This is a genomic window from Halovulum marinum (genome assembly GCF_009697225.1).
GTDB lineage: Bacteria > Pseudomonadota > Alphaproteobacteria > Rhodobacterales > Rhodobacteraceae > Halovulum > Halovulum marinum.
On sequence record NZ_WIND01000022.1, the window covers coordinates 1 to 17,946 of the forward strand.

At 70.3% G+C, this 17,946-nt stretch carries 15 protein-coding genes; 5 read left to right on the forward strand and 10 right to left on the reverse strand.

The genetic code is table 11. From position 1 onward, the window contains the following. Positions 1-139: 139 nt before the first annotated feature. Genes GE300_RS18605 through GE300_RS18630 form a run of 6 tightly spaced genes read right to left on the reverse strand, consistent with a single transcriptional unit; the run spans position 140 to position 6,745 of the window. Positions 140-934 carry an ABC transporter permease subunit gene (locus GE300_RS18605; protein WP_325063320.1) on the reverse strand — a complete coding sequence of 265 codons (795 nt, stop codon included), beginning with the start codon at positions 932-934 and terminating at the stop codon, positions 140-142. Further along, positions 931-1,815, reverse strand: a complete 885-nt coding sequence (locus tag GE300_RS18610) for an ABC transporter permease subunit (RefSeq protein WP_154448888.1) — start codon at positions 1,813-1,815, stop codon at positions 931-933. Before GE300_RS18610 ends, GE300_RS18605 begins: the two co-directional genes overlap by 4 nt. After that, positions 1,812-2,948 (reverse strand): ABC transporter ATP-binding protein, encoded by a 1,137-nt coding sequence (locus GE300_RS18615; protein WP_154448890.1) that lies wholly within the window; start codon positions 2,946-2,948, stop codon positions 1,812-1,814. The genes GE300_RS18610 and GE300_RS18615 overlap by 4 nt, the downstream gene beginning before the upstream one ends. A 52-nt stretch (positions 2,949-3,000) precedes the next feature. Next, complete coding sequence (locus GE300_RS18620; RefSeq protein ID WP_154448892.1) at positions 3,001-4,086, reverse strand: polyamine ABC transporter substrate-binding protein; 1,086 nt, start codon at positions 4,084-4,086, stop codon at positions 3,001-3,003. A gap of 28 nt (positions 4,087-4,114) precedes the next feature. Next, on the reverse strand, positions 4,115-5,407 hold the full coding sequence (locus tag GE300_RS18625) for an NAD(P)/FAD-dependent oxidoreductase (RefSeq protein ID WP_154448894.1): 1,293 nt from the start codon (positions 5,405-5,407) through the stop codon (positions 4,115-4,117). Continuing rightward, positions 5,408-6,745 carry a glutamine synthetase family protein gene (locus tag GE300_RS18630; RefSeq protein WP_154448896.1) on the reverse strand — a complete coding sequence of 446 codons (1,338 nt, stop codon included), beginning with the start codon at positions 6,743-6,745 and terminating at the stop codon, positions 5,408-5,410. A 134-nt stretch (positions 6,746-6,879) separates the two neighbouring features. Between GE300_RS18630 and GE300_RS18635 the strand changes: the two genes are divergently transcribed. Further along, positions 6,880-7,746: an SMP-30/gluconolactonase/LRE family protein gene (locus GE300_RS18635; protein WP_233417183.1), complete on the forward strand. Its 867-nt coding sequence runs from the start codon at positions 6,880-6,882 to the stop codon at positions 7,744-7,746. Next, positions 7,746-9,014, forward strand: a complete 1,269-nt coding sequence (locus GE300_RS18640; RefSeq protein ID WP_154448900.1) for a glycerate kinase type-2 family protein — start codon at positions 7,746-7,748, stop codon at positions 9,012-9,014. Before GE300_RS18635 ends, GE300_RS18640 begins: the two co-directional genes overlap by 1 nt. 57 nt (positions 9,015-9,071) lie before the next feature. Here the strand turns inward: GE300_RS18640 and GE300_RS18645 are convergent, their stop codons facing one another. Further along, on the reverse strand, positions 9,072-9,542 hold the full coding sequence (locus GE300_RS18645) for a nucleoside deaminase (RefSeq protein ID WP_154448902.1): 471 nt from the start codon (positions 9,540-9,542) through the stop codon (positions 9,072-9,074). A gap of 117 nt (positions 9,543-9,659) precedes the next feature. After that, positions 9,660-10,361 carry an HAD family hydrolase gene (locus GE300_RS18650; protein ID WP_154448904.1) on the reverse strand — a complete coding sequence of 234 codons (702 nt, stop codon included), beginning with the start codon at positions 10,359-10,361 and terminating at the stop codon, positions 9,660-9,662. A gap of 93 nt (positions 10,362-10,454) precedes the next feature. Between GE300_RS18650 and GE300_RS18655 the strand changes: the two genes are divergently transcribed. From GE300_RS18655 to GE300_RS18665, 3 genes are all read left to right on the forward strand, one after another. Then, positions 10,455-13,268: a molybdopterin oxidoreductase family protein gene (locus GE300_RS18655; RefSeq protein ID WP_154448906.1), complete on the forward strand. Its 2,814-nt coding sequence runs from the start codon at positions 10,455-10,457 to the stop codon at positions 13,266-13,268. An 88-nt stretch (positions 13,269-13,356) separates the two neighbouring features. Further along, on the forward strand, positions 13,357-14,112 hold the full coding sequence (locus GE300_RS18660) for a 4Fe-4S dicluster domain-containing protein (protein ID WP_154448908.1): 756 nt from the start codon (positions 13,357-13,359) through the stop codon (positions 14,110-14,112). Position 14,113: 1 nt separating this feature from the next. Continuing rightward, positions 14,114-14,998: a dimethyl sulfoxide reductase anchor subunit family protein gene (locus GE300_RS18665; protein ID WP_154448910.1), complete on the forward strand. Its 885-nt coding sequence runs from the start codon at positions 14,114-14,116 to the stop codon at positions 14,996-14,998. Positions 14,999-15,106: 108 nt separating this feature from the next. Here GE300_RS18665 and GE300_RS18670 read toward each other — a convergent pair whose 3' ends face one another. Both GE300_RS18670 and GE300_RS18675 read right to left on the reverse strand, forming a co-directional pair. Further along, complete coding sequence (locus GE300_RS18670; protein ID WP_154448912.1) at positions 15,107-16,096, reverse strand: phosphatase PAP2 family protein; 990 nt, start codon at positions 16,094-16,096, stop codon at positions 15,107-15,109. A 19-nt stretch (positions 16,097-16,115) separates the two neighbouring features. After that, complete coding sequence (locus GE300_RS18675) at positions 16,116-17,888, reverse strand: adenylate/guanylate cyclase domain-containing protein (RefSeq protein WP_154448914.1); 1,773 nt, start codon at positions 17,886-17,888, stop codon at positions 16,116-16,118. Positions 17,889-17,946 lie beyond the last annotated feature (58 nt).

Consider the following 17,946-nt stretch of genomic DNA (forward strand, 5'->3'; position numbering starts at 1 on the left):
GCGGGGGTCGGTCTTGCGGAAGGCCTGGTCGCCCCGTTCGCTCATCGTCGTTCTCCTTCCAGTCTCGCGCCGCGCCGGCCGCAGGCGCCGGGCGGGGGTGGCGGGGCGGGCGGGTGGGCGCCACCCCCGCCCGGCGCCGTCAGTTGCGCCGGCGCATCGCCAGCCCGGCCAGCGCCACGCCCAGCGCCACCACCACCAGGATGATCGTCGCCAGCGCGTTGATGTCCGGGCTTACCCCCAGCCGCACCTTCGAGAAGATCACGATCGGCAGCGTCGAGGCGCCCGGGCCGGTGGCGAAGCTCGCCACCACCAGATCGTCCAGCGACAGGGTGAAGGCCAGCAGCCAGCCGGCGATCAGCGCCGGGGCGATCAGCGGCAGGGTGACGTCGAAGAACACCCGCACCGGCCCCGCGCCCAGATCGCGCGCGGCCTCCTCCAGGCTGTCGTCCATGTCGGCCAGCCGCGACTGCACCACCACCGCGACATAGGCCAGGCAGAACGTGGTGTGCGCGATCACGATGGTGACGATGCCGCGGCCCTGCGGCCAGCCCACCACCCGCTCCATGGTCACGAACAGCAGCAGCAGCGACAGCCCCAGCAGCACCTCGGGCATCACCAGCGGCGCCGCGGCCATGCCGCGCAGGATCGGCTTGCCCCAGAACCGGCCGAAGCGCACCAGCACCAGCGCCGCCAGCGTGCCCAGCGCCACCGCCAGGCTGGCGCTGGCCAGCGCCACCCGCAGGCTGACCCAGACCGCGTCGATGACCTGCTGGTCGCGCAGCAACTCGCCATACCAGCGGGTCGAGAACCCGGCCCAGACCGTCACCAGCTTCGAGGCGTTGAAGCTGTAGACCACCAGGCTGACGATCGGCACCCACAGGAACACGAAGCCGGCGCCGGCGCTCAGCCACAGGAACCAGGGGGTGCGCTTCACCGGGCCGGCTCCATCATCTTCTGCAGCCACAGGATCGGCAGCACGATCAGCAGCAGCATCGCCACCGCCACCGCGCTCGCCACCGTCCAGTCGCGGGCCGAGAAGAACTCGTTCCACAGCACCTGGCCGATCATCAGCGTGTCCGGGCCGCCCAGCAGCGCCGGGATCACGAACTCGCCGATCGAGGGGATGAACACCAGCATCGCGCCGGCGACGACGCCGGGCAGCGACAGCGGCAGCGTCACCGTCAGGAAGGTAACCGCCGGATGCGCGCCCAGGTCGGCCGAGGCCTCCAGCAGCGCGTCGTCAAGCTTCGACAGCACCGCGTAGAGCGGCAGGATCATGAACGGCAGATAGGTGTAGACGATGCCGACGTAGACCGCGAAATCGGTCTGCCGCATCACCAGCGGCTCGCCGATCAGCCCCAGCCACAGCAGCAGCTGGTTGATCGGCCCGGTCGGATTCATCAGCCCCACAAGCGCATAGACCCGCAGCAGGAACGAGGTCCAGAACGGCAGGATCACCAGGAACAGCAGCACCGTGCGCCACGGCTCGCGCGCCCGGGCGATGGCGTAGGCCATGGGATAGCCGATCAGCAGCGCCAGCACCGTCGAGACGAAGGCGAAGCGGATCGAGCTGAGATAGGCGTTGACGTAAAGGCTGTCCGACAGCAGGAACAGGAAGTTCTCCAGATCGCCGGTGAAGCGCCCGTCCGCCCAGATCGCGGTGTAGGGCGGCCGCGCCAGCGCCGGATCCGCCAGCGAGATCCGCGCCACCTCGATGAACGGCAGCAGGAAGAACACCCCCAGCCACAGCATCGGGATCGCCACCACCAGCCAGCGGCGCCAGCTCATGCGCGGGCTGCCGGCGACGTGGCTCATGCGGTCAGCACCACGCCGGCGGCGGTCGAGAAGCCGACGTGCACCGGCTCGTCCCAGCTGATCGGCCGCGCCTCCAGCCCGTGGTTGGCCTTGCTCACCTTCAGCGTCCGCCCGCCCGGCAGGGCCAGCTTGTAGATCGTCACGTCGCCCATGTAGGCATAGTCGACCACCGTCGCCTGCAGCTGGTTGTCGGCGCCGGTCGGCTCGCGGGTCAGGCTCATCTTCTCGGGGCGCACGGCGACGGCGACGGACTGGTTGTGGCGCAGCCCCTTGAGCGGGCGGACCAGTACCGGCCCCTCCGGGGTGCGCACCCGCATCGCGTCCGGCGCGGCGGCGTCGACGGTGCCCTCGAAGATGTTCACCGTGCCGATGAAATCGGCGACGAAGCGGTTCGCCGGGCGCTCGTAGACCACCCGCGGCTCGTCGATCTGTCGGATCCGGCCGGCGTCCATCACCCCGATCCGCGTCGCCAGCGTCATCGCCTCTTCCTGGTCGTGGGTCACGACGATGAAGGTGATGCCCATCCGGTCCTGGATGTTCATCAGCTCGAACTGGGTCTCCTCGCGCAGCTTGCGGTCGAGCGCGCCCAGCGGCTCGTCCAGCAGCAGCAGCTTCGGCCGCTTGACCAGCGAGCGGGCCAGCGCCACCCGCTGGCGCTGGCCGCCCGACAGCTGGTGCGGCCGGCGCTTCTCCAGCCCGGACAGCTGCACCAGGCGCAGCATGTCGGCGGTGCGGTCCATCGCCTCGGCCCGGCGCATGCCCTCGCGGCGCAGGCCGTAGGCGACGTTGGCCTCGACGGTCATGTGCGGGAACAGCGCATAGGACTGGAACATCATGTTCGTCGGCCGCACCTCGGGGGGCACGTTCGACAGGTCCTGGCCGTCGATCTCGATCCGGCCCGAGGTCGGCGCCTCGAACCCCGCCAGCATCCGCAGCAGCGTGGACTTGCCGCAGCCCGAGCCGCCCAGCAGGCAGAAGATCTCGCCCTTCCAGATGTCGAGCGAGACATCGTCCACCGCCGGTATCTCGGCGAACCGCTTCGAGAGATCGCGAATGCGCACGAACGGCGCCTCGCTGGCGCCGCGCCAGGGCTTGCGTTCGCCGGCGGTGTTGTTCGGAAGGATCTGGGTCATGGCCTTCGGCATCCTTGGGGCGCGGCCGGTCCGCGGACCGGCCGCAAGGGGATCACTGCCCGGTGGCGACGCGGGTCCACAGCCGGGTGACCACGCGGTCGGTGCGCGAGTCGTAGACCGGCGCCGTCCACAGCTTCTCGCGCACCTCGGCGGTCGGGAAGATGCCGGGGTCCGAGGTGATCTCCTCGTCGACCAGCTCCATCGACGCGGCGTTGGCGTTCGCATACCAGACGTAGTTGGTGATGTCGGCGGTGATCTGCGGGTCCATCACGAAGTTGATGAACCTGTGCGCCGCGTCGGGGTTCGGCGCGTCCACCGGGATCGCCATCATGTCGAACCAGACCAGCGCGCCCTCGGACGGGATGGTGTAGGCGATGTCGACGCCGTTCTCGGCCTCGACGGCGCGGGCCTGGGCCTGGAACACGTCGCCGGACCAGCCGACCGAGACGCAGACGTCGCCGTTCGCCAGGTCGGTGATGTACTGCGACGAGTGGAAATAGCGGATGTACTCGCGCACGCCCTCGACCACCTCGGCGCCCTTTTCCAGGTCGGCCGGGTCGGTCGACGTCGGGTCCAGCCCGGCATAGGCCATCGCCGCCGGGATCACCTCGGTCGGCGCGTTCAGGACGGTGATGCCGCAGTCGGACAGCCTGGCGGCCACCTCGGGGTCGAACACCAGCGCCCAGCTGTCGGTCGGCGCGTCGGCGCCCAGCCGCTCCTCGACCATGCCGGCGTTGTAGCCGATGCCGGTGGTGCCCCACATGTAGATCACCGCGTGCTCGTTGCCGGCATCGTAGGCGGCGGCGCGCTCCATCAACTGCGGGTCCATGTTCTCCAGGTTCGGCAGCTTCGACTTGTCCAGCGGCTGGTAGGCGCCGGCCGCGATCTGCCGCTGCAGGAAGTCCGAGGTCGGCACCACCACGTCATAGCCCGAGTTGCCGGCCAGCATCTTGGCCTCGAGCACCTCGTTCGAATCGTAGACGTCGTAGTTCACCTGGATGCCGGTCTCGGCCTCGAACTTCTCGATCGTGTCCTCGGCGATGTAGTCCGACCAGTTGTAGACGTTCAGCACCTCCTGCGCGGCCAGCGGGCCGGCGGCCAGTAGGGTGGACAAGGTCAGCGCGATGCGCATCTTCATGGGCGGTCTCCCGTTCTCCCTGTTGCGGTCATATCCCCAGCCGGTCGCGCAGGCCGTACCACCAGCTGCCCGCGACCGAATAGGGAACTCGAAGCGCCTGCCCGCCCGGAAACGGGCTCCACGGCAGGTTCGCGAAGGTGTCGAAACGCGACAGATCGCCGGTGATCGCCTCGGCCAGGATGCGGCCGAACAGGTGGCTGCCGGTGACGCCGTGGCCCGAATAGCCGTGCGCGAAATAGCTGGCCGGGCCCAGCCGCCCGAGCTGCGGCACCCGGCTGAAGGTCAGCGCGAAGTTGCCCGACCAGGCATGGGTCAGCCGCACGCCCTTCAGCTGCGGAAAGACCTTTTCCAGGTTCGGCCGCAGCTTGCGCTCGATGTCGCGGGGGGTAGAGCCGCCGTAGACCGTGCCGCCGCCGAACAGCAGCGCGCCGTCGGCCGCCAGCCGGAAATAGTCCAGGATGTAGCGCAGGTCCTCGACGCACAGGTCGGTGGGCAGGATCTGCTTCGCCCGCGCGCCCAGCGGCTCGGTCGCGACGATCTGGGTCGAGGCCGCCAGCACCCGCGTCGCCAGCGCCGGCACCGTGCGGCCCAGGTAGGCGTTGCCGCACAGCACGAGCGTGCGCGCGGTGATCCGGCCGTGATCGGTCGTCACCACCGGCCGCGCGGCGGCGGTGTCCACCGCGCGCACCGGGCTGCGCTCGTGGATCACGCCGCCCAGACGCTCGATCGCCGCCGCCTCGCCCAGCGCCAGGTTCAGCGGGTGCAGATGGCCGCCCGACCGGTCGATCATGCCGCCGACATAGGCGTCGGTGCCGACATGGGCGCGGATCGCCTCGCGGTCCAGCAGCTCGTGGTCGTCCATGCCGTACTTGGACCACAGGTGCCGCTTGTCCTCAAGCGCGCGCATCTGCCGGTCGGTGCAGGCGGCGAACAGGTTGCCAGGCTTCAGGTCGCAGGCGATGCCGTAGCGCGCGACGCGCTCGCGGATGATCTGCCCGCCCTCGGTCACCAGCCCGCCGACGAAGGCCTGCACCCGCGGCCCGTAGAGCCGCCCGATCCTGTCGAGCGGCGCGTTGATCCCGTTCACCATCTGCCCGCCGTTGCGCCCCGAGGCGCCCCAGCCGACCCGCGCCGCCTCGACCAGGGTGACCTTGTGGCCGCGCTCGGCCAGCTCCAGCGCGCAGGACAGTCCGGTGTAGCCGGCGCCGACGACGCAGACATCGGCCTCGGCCTCGCCCTCGAGCCGGGGACGCTCGGGCGCAGGCGTGGCGGTCGCGGCGTAATAGGAGGCGGGATAGGCGCCGTCGGCCGGAAAGCTCATTCAGACGACCTCGAGATAGCTGTCGATCTCCAGCCGGGTCATCTGCGCCCGGAACCGGGCCAGCTCCTGCGCCTTGCAGTCGGCGAAGATGTCGACCAGCGGCTGCGGGAAGGCCCGCGCCGGCACGTCCGACTCGCGGAAGGCGGCAATCGCCTCGGCCCAGCTGGTCTCAAGCGACGGCCCGTCGCTGCCGGGGGCCGGCGGCTCCAGCTTGCGCTCGATGCCGTCCAGCGCCGCGGCCAGGATCGCCGCGATCACCAGGTAGGGGTTGGCGTCGGCGCCGGCCAGCCGGTGCTCGATGCGCCGCGCCACGCCCGGCCCGCCGGGCACGCGCAGCGACACGAACCGGTTCTCGTAGTCCCATTCCGCCCGGCACGGCGCGTGCGCCTCGGGGGTGATCCGGCGATAGGAGTTCAGGTGCGGCGCGAACACCAGCAGCATCGGCGCCATCGCGTCCAGGCAGCCGGCGACGGCGTGGCGCAGCAGCGCGCTGCCCTGGTCGGTGCCGTCGTCGAACACGTTGCGCCCGGCCTCGTCCACCAGGCTGATGTGCACGTGAAAGCCGTTGCCCGACGCCTCGGGATAGGGCTTGGCCATGAACGTCGCCGCCAGCCCGTGCTTGCGCGCGGTGCCGCGGATCAGGTGCTTCAGCAGCGCCGCGTCGTCGGCGGCGGCCAGCACGTCGTCGTGATGGTTCAGCGCGATCTCGAACTGTCCCGGGCTGGCCTCGGCGATGGCCGAGGCCAGGCTGATCCCGGCGGCCTCGGCGGCGCGGAAGATGTCCTCCAGCACCTGCTCGAAATTGTCGATGTCGGCGATCGCGTTGATCCCCTCGGCCATCACCCGGCGCCCGGTCCCGGGCGAGGCGGGGGGCGCCGGCCGGGCCTCCTCGGGATCAACGAAATGGAACTCGACCTCGGTGCCGACCACGGCGCGCAGGCCCATCCGCTCCGCCCGCGCGGCCACGGCGGCCAGCGCGTGGCGCACGTCCAGCGGGTTCGGCTCGCCGGTGTCGGTGAACGACCACAGCGGCAGCAGCGCCGCCGGGTGCGCCAGCCAGTCCACCATCAGCGGCATCCGGCCGGTGGGGCGGCACAGCCCGTCGCTGTCGCCGGCCATCAGGAACGGGCTGCCCTCGACGTCGCGGCCCCAGATGTCCAGCGCGGCGACGGTCAGCGGCATCCGCATCTGCCCGCGCCCGGCCTTGCCGGCGTCGGCCACCGGGATGCGCTTGCCGCGGAAGCAGCCGTTGATGTCGCACAGCACGACCTGCAGGCTCGCCAGTTCGGGGCGGGCGGCGATCCACTCGTTCAGGTTCAGGGTCCAGGGGTCGGTCATCGTTTCGGACGCTAGCAGCAAGTTTGCGCCGCACAAGCGGAATTGCGATGCCCGCGCACGGCAAGCGGATTGCACTGCGCCCCGGTTTCGGGCCAGTGTCGCGCCAGACCGAAACGACCGGGGAACAGCGCGGCATGCAAGCCAGCCTCTTCAAGGAATTGACCTGTGCACTGGGCGAAGGCCCGCTGTGGGACGAGGACCGGCTCTGGTTCTTCGACATCACCGGGCACGGCGTCGGCGGCCCGCGTCTCTACTGCCTGTCCGAGGGCGGCAGCGTGACCGAGCACTGGGACGGCGAGCGCATGGCCTCGGCCGCCGCGCGCACCGCGAAGGGCGGGCTGCTGGTCGCGACCGAGACCGACCTGATGCATTTCGACCCCGCCGCCGGCATCGCCGAAAGCCTGTGCCCGCTCGAGGCCGACAACCCGATCACCCGCTCGAACGACGGCCGCGCCGACCCGCAGGGCGGGTTCTGGATCGGCACCATGGGCCGCAACGCCGAGGCCGGGGCCGGCGCGATCTACCGCTGGCACCGGGGCGAGCTGCGCGCGCTGCGCAAGGGCGTGACGATCCCCAACGCGATCTGCTTCGCCCCCGACGGCCGCGAGGCATATTTCGCCGACACCCGGCTGAAGACGATCTGGCGCTGGCGGCTGGACGCCGACGGCTGGCCGGTCGGCGCGCCGGCCGAGTTCCACGTGATGCAGGGCGAGGACAGCCCCGACGGCGCGGTGATCGACGAGACCGGCTCGATGTGGCTGGCGGTCTGGGGCGGCTGGCGCGTGCAGCGGATCAGCCCCGACGGCATCGCCCGCGAGCGGATCGAACTGCCGGTGTCGAACGTCACCTGCCCGGCGCTGACCCCGGACGGGCGGCTCTATGTGACCACCGCGCGCCAGGGGCTGCAGCCGTCCGAGCTGGACAAGCAGCCGCTGGCAGGCTCGGTGTTCCTGGCCGAGATCGGCCAGCGCGGCATTCCCGAACCGAGGGTGATGCTGTGATGGACGAGAACACGCTGCTGCGCGCGCTGTTCGCCGCCGCCGTCGACGCCGCCCTGCCGAAGCGGATCGTGCCGCCCTTCGTGCCCGACCGGGTGCCCGGCAGGCTGGTCGTGGTCGGCGCCGGCAAGGCCTCCGCGGCGATGGCCGCGGCGGTCGAGGCGCGCTACGACGGCCCGATGACGGGGCTCGTCGTCACCCGCTACGACCACGCCGTGCCCTGCAGGCACGTCGAGATCGTCGAGGCCGCGCACCCGGTGCCCGACGCCGCCGGGGCCGAGGGCGCGCGGCGGATGCTGGACCTGCTGCACGGGCTTGGCGAGGACGACGTGGTGCTGGCGCTGATCTCGGGTGGCGGCTCGGCGCTGCTGACGCTGATGGCCGAGGGCATGGACCTGGACGACGCGGTGACGCTGAACAAGGCGCTGCTGGCCTCGGGCGCGGGGATCGACGCGATGAACTGCATCCGCCGGCACCTGTCGCAGACCGCCGGCGGGCGGCTGGCGGCGGCGGCGCACCCGGCGCGGTTGATCGCCCTGGCGATTTCCGACGTGCCGGGGGACGATCTGCTGAACATCGCCTCGGGCCCGACGGTGGGCGATCCGACCACGCTGGCCGACGCCCGCGCGCTGGTCGCGCGCCACGCGCTGGACCTGCCGCCGCACATGCTGGCGGCGCTGGACGATGCCGCCAACGAAAGCGTCAAGCCGGGCGATCCGCGGCTGGCCCGGGCCGAGGCGCACCTGATCGCCGCCCCGCTCGCCTCGCTCGAGGCGGCGGCCGCGGTGGCGCGCAGATCCGGCCTGCGCGCCGAGATCCAGGGCGACGCGCTGGAGGGCGAGGCGCGCGAGCTGGGCGCCGCCTTCGCCGAGCTGGCGCTGCAGCGGCAGAAGGCGATGACGCCGGGGGACGCGCCGCTGGTGCTGATCTCGGGCGGCGAGACCACGGTGACGCTGCCCCGCGACGGCCGCGACCTGGGCGACGGCGGGCGCAACGTCGACTTCCTGATGGGGCTGGCGCAGCGGCTGGACGGCGCGCCGGGGATATGGGCGCTGGCCGGCGACACCGACGGCGTCGACGGGCTGGCCGAGGTCGCGGGCGCGATCGTCACCCCCGACACCGTGGCGCGCAGCGGCAGGGAGGCGCTGGAAACCGCGCTGCGCCGGTTCGACGGCCACGGCTACTTCAGGGCGCTGGGCGACCAGGTGATCACCGGCCCGACGCTGACCAACGTCAACGACTTCCGCGCGATCCTCGTTCTGCCCGGCTAGCAAGGCTTGTCAGGTCTGATCCGCCCGGTGGTGGCAGTCGCAAATGATATGGCGACGCTACCAGAAGCCCTCGTGGGCTTTCACGATCTCTTCTTCGAGTTCAGGGAACGGGCCGCGGACCTCGACATCCCGACGTCCTACGGCGAATATGTCGCGGCAGCTGATGTCGAGGGTCAGGTTCTTCGGGTTGTCGCCGGTCAACTCACCGAGCCGGCTCTCGCTCAGCCCGAACACAACCGTCCCGATCCCGGCCCAGTACGCAGCCCCGGCGCACATGCAGCAAGGTTCGACCGAGGTCACCAGCATGCACTGCTGCAGAAACTCCGGGTCGAATTTCTTCGCGACTGCGCGGGCCACGTTCGATTCGGCATGACCGACGCCCCGATCCCGGGCGTATGTATTGCCTGACGAGAGCAACACATCGCCCTCCGGTCCGACAAGAAGCGCTCCGAAAGGGTGATTACCGCTCTCGCGGCTCTCACGGGCAAATTCAATTGCAAGACGCAGGTATTCGGCATCGCTCTTCATGACAGCCTCCATTGAGATGCCAGCGCGACCACGCCCGCCTGGGGCACCATTGGATCATACACCAGATCTGAAATCCTGTGGTGCCGAGATCGTTCCGCCTGCGAGTTCTCCGAGGCGTCAGTCGCTCTCGATCTGCCCGACCAAGTCGGGCAGATCCCCCAGCCGGGACAGTTCGCGGAAGCGGGGCGCGCCGGTGGGCGGCTCGGCATGCTCGATGACCCAGGTCAGGTCATGGGGCACGTGCACGCCCCAGGCCCCGGCCTCGATCGCCGGGATCACGTCCGACTTCAGCGAGTTGCCCACCATCATCGCCCGCCGCGCGCCATCGCCATAGGCGGCGAAGATGCGGGTATAAATGTCCGCGCGCTTGTCGCTGACGATCTCGATCCCGGCAAAGCGCGCGCCCAGCCCGGATTGCGCCAGCTTGCGCTCCTGGTCGAACAGGTCGCCCTTGGTGATCAGCACGATGCGGTGGCTCTCGGCCATGCGCGCGACGACATCGGCGGCGTCCGGCAGCATCTCGATCGGGTGCGCGTGCAGTTCGCGCCCGGCCTCGAGGATCTCGGCCAGGATCGACGCCGGCACCCGCCGCTCGGTGATCTCGATCGCCGTCTCCAGCATCGACAGGGTGAAGCCCTTCACCCCGAAGCCGTAGTGCGCCAGGTTGCGCCGCTCGGCCGCCAGCAGCCGCTCGGCCAGGTGCGCCGGGTCGGCGTGATCGGCCAGCAGCGCCTGGAACCGGTCCTGGGTGATGCGGAAGAACTGCTCGTTCTGCCACAGCGTGTCGTCCGCGTCGAAGCCGATGGTGGTGATCCTCATGCCCCGCACCAAGCACAGCCCGCGAGCGCTGTCGAGAGGCCCGCGACCTCGGCGATTGCGCCGACCGGCGGCCTGTGCAATGGCTTGGCACACATGTCTGATACAAGACCCGAGCTGGACCTGTCCCCGCCCGTCGCCGACCGGATCGCGCGCACGACCTGCTACATGTGCGCCTGCCGCTGCGGCATCGACGTGCACCTGCGCGACGGCGAGGTGTCGTATATCGAGGGCAACCGCGACCACCCGGTGAACCGCGGCGTGCTGTGCGCCAAGGGCTCGGCCGGGATCATGCAGCACAAGTCGCCGGCCCGGCTGCGCGCGCCGCTGAAGCGGGTCGGGCCGCGCGGCTCGGGCGAGTTCGAGGAAATCTCCTGGGACGAGGCGCTGGACCTGGCCGCGGAATGGCTGGCCCCGGTGCGCGAAAGCGCGCCGGAGCGGCTGGCGTTCTTCACCGGCCGCGACCAGTCGCAAAGCTTCACCGGCTGGTGGGCGCAGCAGTTCGGCACCCCGAACTACGCCGCGCACGGCGGCTTCTGCTCGGTCAACATGGCCGCCGCCGGGATCTACACGCTGGGCGGCGCGTTCTGGGAATTCGGCGCGCCGGACTGGGAGCGGACCGAGCTGTTCATGATCTTCGGCGTCGCCGAGGACCACGACAGCAACCCGATCAAGATGGGCCTCGGCCGGCTGAAGGCGCGCGGCGCCAAGGTGATCGCCGTAAACCCGGTGCGCACCGGCTACAACGCCATCGCCGACGAATGGGTGGCGATCACGCCGGGCACCGACGGGCTGTTCGTGCTGGCGCTGGTGCACGAGCTGCTGAAGGCCGGCAAGATCGACCTCGATTATCTGTGCCGGACCACCAACGCGCCGGTGTTGCTGGACGCGGACGGGCTGTTCGCCCGCAACGCGGACGGCAAGGAACTGGTCTGGGACCGCGCCACCAACAGGGCGATGCCGTTCGACGCGCCGGACCTGAAGCCCGCCCTGCACGGCAGTTTCGACGGACTGACGCCGGTGTTCCAGCACCTGGCCGAGCGCTACCTCGACCCGGCCCACGCCGCCGAGGCGGTGGCCGATCGCTGCGGCGTGCCCGCCGCCACGATCAGGCGGATCGCGGCGGAACTGGCCCACGCCGCGTTCGACAGGCAGATCACCATCGACCGGCCCTGGACCGACTTCCGCGGCCAGCGGCACCAGACGATGACCGGCCGCCCGGTCAGCTTCCACGCCATGCGCGGGATCTCGGCCCATTCCAACGGCTTCCAGACCGCCCGCGCGCTGCACCTGCTGCAACTGCTGCTCGGCTCGGTCGAGGTGCCCGGCGGTTTCCGCTTCAAGCCGCCCTACCCCAAGCCGGTCTCGGCCCATCCGCGCCCGCACGCCAAGGTCACGCCGGGCAAGCCGCTGGACGGCCCGCACCTGGGCTATCCGCGCGGCCCCGAGGATCTGCTGCTGAACGACGACGGCAGCCCCAAGCGCATCGACAAGGCCTTCACCTGGGAGGCGCCGATGTCCGCCCACGGCATGATGCACATGGTGATCTCGAACGCGCACGCGGGCGATCCGTACCCGATCGACGTGCTGTTCATGTACATGGCCAACATGGCCTGGAACTCGACGATGAACACCGGCGCGGTCATGAAGATGCTGACCGACACCGACGACAGCGGCGGCTACCGGATCCCGAAGATCATCTACTCGGACGCCTATTCCTCGGAAATGGTCGCCTATGCCGACCTGGTCCTGCCCGACACCACCTATCTGGAGCGGCACGACTGCATCAGCCTGCTCGACCGGCCGATCTGCGAGCCCGACGCCGCCGCCGACGCGATCCGCTGGCCGGTGGTCGAACCCGAGCGTCCCGGCCACGAGGGCGTGCGCGGCTTCCAGACCGCGCTGATCCAGCTGGGCCTGCGCCTCGGCCTGCCCGGCATGGTCGATGCCGGCGGCAATGCGGTCTACAAGGACTATGCCGACTACATCGTCAACCACCAGCGCCGCCCCGGCATCGGCCCGCTGGCGGGGTTCCGCGGCGACGGCACCGAAGCCGGGCGCGGCGCGCCCAACCCCGACCAGATCGAGGCCTACAAGCGCAACGGCGGCTTCTGGCTGCAGCACATCCCCGAGGAAGCGCAGTTCTACAAGCCGACCAACGCCGCCTACCAGGACTGGGCGGTGAAGATGGGCTTCTACACCGACGATCTGCCCGCGCCCTACCTGTTCCAGCTTTACTCGGAACCGCTGCGCAAGTTCCAGCGCGCCGCCGAGGGCCACGGCGAGCGGCAGCCGCCCGAACACCTGCGCGAGCGGCTGAAGACGGCAATGGACCCGCTGCCGCGCTGGGATCCGCCGTTCGAGGACACCCGGATCGACACCGGCGACTTCCCGCTGCACGCGATCACCCAGCGCCCGGCGGCGATGTACCACAGCTGGGGCTCGCAGAACGCCTGGCTGCGGCAGATCCACGGCGTGAACCCGCTCTATGTCCCGCGCGACACCTGGGAGGCGCACGGCTTCGCCGACGGCGACTGGGCCACGCTGACCTCGGTGCACGGGTCGATCACCATCCCGGTCGCGCTGATGGAGGCGCTGAACCCGAACACCGTCTGGACCTGGAACGCGATCGGCAAGCGCCGCGGCGCCTGGGCGCTGGACGAGGACGCCCCCGAGGCGACCAGGGGCTTCCTGCTCAACCACCTGATCCACGAGTTGCTGCCGCCGAAGGGCGACGGTCTGCGCTGGTCGAACTCGGACCCGGTGACCGGCCAGGCGGCGTGGTACGACCTGCGCGTGCGGATCGAGAAGGCCCCGGCGCAGGCCGCCAGCCAGCCCGAGATCCCGGCGCAGGTCTCGCCCGTGGGCACCGGCCCGGCGGTGCTGACCTTCGGCAAGGGCCGGGCATGAGGCGCGGCCCGCGCACTGGCTGCGGCACGCGCCCGCCCGCCACCGAAACCGTCGCCTTCGACCGACCCGCCGTGACCGAGGCCCGTCCATGACATCGCTGCCCGACCGCACCGCCACCGACAAGAGCCTCGGCCTGGTGATCGACCTCGACACCTGTGTCGGCTGCCATGCCTGCGTGATCTCGTGCAAGGAATGGAACACCTCGAACTACGGCGCCCCGCTCGCCGATCTCGACCCCTACGGCGCCGAGCCGCTGGGCACGTTCCTGAACCGGATCCACACCTTCGAGACGGCGCAGCCCGGCAAGCCGGCGCAGGTCGTACACTTTCCCAAGTCCTGCCTGCACTGCGAGGACGCGCCCTGCGTCACCGTCTGCCCCACCGGCGCCAGCTACAAGCGCCAGGACGACGGCATCGTGCTGGTCAACGAAAGCGACTGCATCGGCTGCGGCCTGTGCGCCTGGGCCTGCCCCTACGGCGCGCGCGAGATGGACGGCGCCGAGAAGGTGATGAAGAAGTGCACGCTCTGCGTCGACCGGATCTACAACGAGAACATCCCCGAGGTGGACCGGATCCCGTCCTGCGTGCGCACCTGTCCGGCGGGGGCGCGGCATTTCGGCGACCTGTCCGACCCGGACAGCAGCGTGTTCAAGCTGGTCGAGGCGCGCGGCGGCTTCGACCTGATGCCGGAACAGGGCACCAAACCCGTCAACAAGTACCTGCCGCCGCGGCCGAAGACCGACACGTCGGACGGGCCGGACGTTCTGGGCCCGCTGCTGGCGGAGGGCACCGAGGGCGCCGGCGGCTTTCTCGGCTGGCTCGACCGCGCGCTGGACCGGATCTGAGATGCACCCCGCGCCCTCGCTGATCGTGTTCACCACGCTGTCCGGCCTCGGCTTCGGGCTGATGGCGTTCCTCGGCATCGACCCGCCGGCCAAGGGCGGCTGGGTGATGGCGGTGTTCGCCGCGCTGGCGCTGGCGCTGGCCGGCGCCGGGCTGGTCGCCTCGCTGTGGCACCTCGGCCACCCGGAGCGGGCGTGGAAGGCGCTGTCGCAATGGCGCAGCTCGTGGCTCAGCCGCGAGGGGGTGCTGGCGATGGCGACGATGGCGGTGTTCGGGCTCCATGCCGCGCTCATCGTGCTGGCCGGAACCCAGGTCGCGCTTCTGGGCTGGCTCGCCGCGCTGCTGGCGGTGGCCACGGTGGTGGCCACCGGCATGATCTACGCCCAGCTGCGGGCGATCCCGCGCTGGCACAGCCCGCTGACGCCGCTGCTGTTCGTGCTCTACGCGCTGGCCGGCGGCGCGCTGCTGGCCGGGCAGGTCACCGTCGGCGGCTGGCTGCTGCTGGCGCTGGGCGCGGCGCAGCTTGCCGGCTGGCACCTGGGCGATGGCGCGCTGGCGGCATCGGGCACCACCGCGGAAACCGCGACCGGCCTCGGCCACCTGGGCCGGGTGCGGCTGCTGGAATCGCCGCACACCGGGCGCAACTACCTGCTGGATGAAATGGTGTTCCGCGTCGGCCGCAAGCATGCCGCCAAGCTGCGGCTGATCGCCTTCGCGCTGGCCGTGGCGCTGCCCGCCGCCATCGCCCTGCTGACCGAGCCGCACCACCTGCTGGGCGGCGTGCTGGTGCTGTCCCATGTCGCCGGAACCGTGGTCGCGCGCTGGCTGTTCTACGCCCAGGCCGAGCATGTCGTCGGCCTCTACTACGGCGCCCGCGCCCGCGCCTGAGCGCGTCAGGCCGCCGCCCACAGCGCCGCCCGGTCCGCCCGGTCCGCCCGGGCGCCAGGCAGGCCGTCCGCCGGCAGCCCGGCAAGCCTCAAGGGCCGGGCGGCGGCGTCACCATTCGCCGGCGGCGGCGGCGCGCAGGTCGTCCAGCGACGCCATGGTGTTCAGCGTGTCCGCCACGTCCGAGCCCAGCGCCTGGCCGGCGACGGAGTCGGAGCGATAGTGCAGGCCCATGACCTCGCGGTTGCGGCCGATGCGGTCGGCCATGTCCTGCAGCGGATCGCGCACCAGCGCCGGGCGCGGCGCGGTCGGCGAGGCGCCGAAATGACTGGCGGTCAGGTTCGGCATCAGCTGCCGCAGCACCATCGACACCGCCTGCGCCTGGGTGGCGTGGCCGCTGGGAAAGCTGGCGTGCTCGGGCGGGTCGATCGGCGGCATGATCATCGGCGACATCTGGCTGGGCCGCGGCCGCGCGTAGGTCCGCTTGAAATGCATCACCGCCATGGTCGAGCATTCCAGCGCCAGCCCGACCAGCTTCGAGGTGTTCGGGTGCGTCAGCCGGCTGTAGGTCAGGATGCCGCGGAAATCGTCCTCGATATTGTCGATCTGGGCGATGCCCTCGCCCATCATGCCGGCGCGGTACTCGGTCAGCAGCGTCAGCTCGGTCAGCTCGTTCTCGACCTCGGGGCCCAGTACCCAGCCGCCGGCCTGCGCCCAGGCCGGGCGATAGTCCTGGCCCCAGTTCGGGAATGCCTGCGCGAACTCGCCCAGCCAGGACAGCGCGTAGTTCAGCGGCGACCAGTAGCGGGCCGAGAACGCCGGCCCGTCGGTGCGTCCGTAGATGTTCTGGATCCGCACCGGCCCTTCGTTGAGGCCGGGACCGGTGTAGGCCACCGGGTTCGCCTCGGGCCACTGGTTGGCATGCCAGTACCAGTTCTCGACCGACTCGCCCGGGTTCGCCGGCTCGGTGTAGGGCGACATCCCCAGGAACCGGCTGCCGGTACCGATGCCGTTCGCGTTGCTGGCATTGCTGGCGTTGCTGGCATTGCTGGCGTTGCTGGCATTCGACGCATTGCTGGCGTTGGACTTGGTGATGGCCATCGTCTTCCCCTCGAGCCGACTAGTTAAGACCGGCGAGCTTCAGATGGTCGGCAACCATCTCGCGGTCGGCGGTTTCGCGGAACGGGCAGTAGTCGCGCAGATACCCGTCGATCGTGAAGTCCGGCTGCCGCTCGATCATCTTCTTGCCGAAGAAGCGCGCGCGCTCGATCCGGCCGGCGGCGGCGTTGCTCAGCGCCATCTGGCGCCAGTTCGAGGTGTAGTCCGACTTCTCGGCGAACGAACGCTCGCCCCACTTGATCGCGTTGTCGAAATCGCGGCTCAGGTAATGCGCCAGGCAGATGAAGTCGTAGTACTGGAACGCGTCCGGATCGTTCGGCGACAGCCGCAGCCCGTGCATGGCGTGCTCGACCGCCTCGCGGGCGCGGCCGACGTAGCACAGTGTGCCGCTGGACAGGATCCAGGCGACCGACTGGCTGGGCCCCATCTCGCGGGCGCGGTCCAGGAAGATCAGCGCGGTGTCGTAATCCCGCTCCAGGTACGACTTGACGTGCCCGCACGCGGCCAGCGCCAGCGCGTTCTGCCGGTCCAGGTTCACCGCCCGCGAGGCGTACTCGCGCGCGGCCGAGACATAGCGCTCGCGCACGTCGTCCCAGCCCTGGCCGATGTAGACGCAGTGCCAGCGCGCGGCATAGGCGACCGGCATGGCGAACTCCGGGTCCAGCTCCATCGCGGCCTTCAGGTACCTGAACGCTTCGTCGTAGCTGTCCTTCGACAGGTCGGTCATCATGTGAAGCGCCTTCAACGTCAGGTCATATGCCGTGAAGTTGTCAGGAGGTTTCCTCAAAGCCTTTACTCTCTCGGACGCCCGTACGTTCGGGGCGATGAGGGATACGATGTGCTCGACGATCCTGTCCTGCGTTTCGAAAAGGTCGCTGTGGTTAAACTCACTGCGGTCCGAGAATATGACCTCGCCGGTCGAGGTGTCGGCCAGCGACACCGACAGCCTGATCTTGGTCGCCGACCGCCGCAGCGTGCCCATCAGCGCATAGCGCACGTCCAGGATGCGGCCGACCTCGCGCGGGTCGGTGGTGCCGGGCCCGAACGCCAGCGTCGAGGCGCGCGAGATCACCAGCAGCTCCTTCAGCGACGACAGCGAGACGATGATGTCCTCGACCACGCCGTCGGCGAAATACTTGAACTCCTCGTCCACGCCCAGGTTCTGCATCGGCAGCACCGCGATCGACGGCAGCTCCTGCTGGGTGCGCTTCAGCCCGCCCTCGCCGTCGCTGTCCGGGCGCAGCACCTCGTAGGCGCGGATCGGATCGCCGATGTTCTTCAGCGTCAGGAAGCCCAGGTTGCGGACCTCCAGCTTCAGCGACTTGCGGGTGGCGTGGTACAGGTCCTCCGAGATGATGATCCCGTCGGGGGCGATGCTTTCCTGCAGCCGCTTGGTGATGTTGACGCCGTCGCCGTAGATGTCGTCGCCGTCGCGGATCACCTCGCAGATGTGCACCGCGACGCGGATCGACAGCCCCGGAAAGCGCGCGGTCTTGCCGGTCCGGCCCTCGACCACCCGGCGCTGCACGCTCAGGCTCCATTCCACCGCCGCCGAGGCGCTGAGGAAGGACAGCAGGATGCCGTCGCCCAGGGTGCGGACGATGCCGCCGCCGAAGCGCGCAGTCTCGGGCTCGACGACATCGTCGATGAAGCGCCGCAGCAGGTTGTGGGTTCCGGTCTCGTCGCGCGAGGTCAGCGCGGAGTATCCCGCGACATCCGCGAAAACGACGCAAAGAAGCTGACGCGCGTTATGGCTCGCGATCGCGACGTCCATCGTCCCCAATTCCCCTCGGGTTCCCCAGTGACCGAGGCGTATACCATAAGCAGCCCGC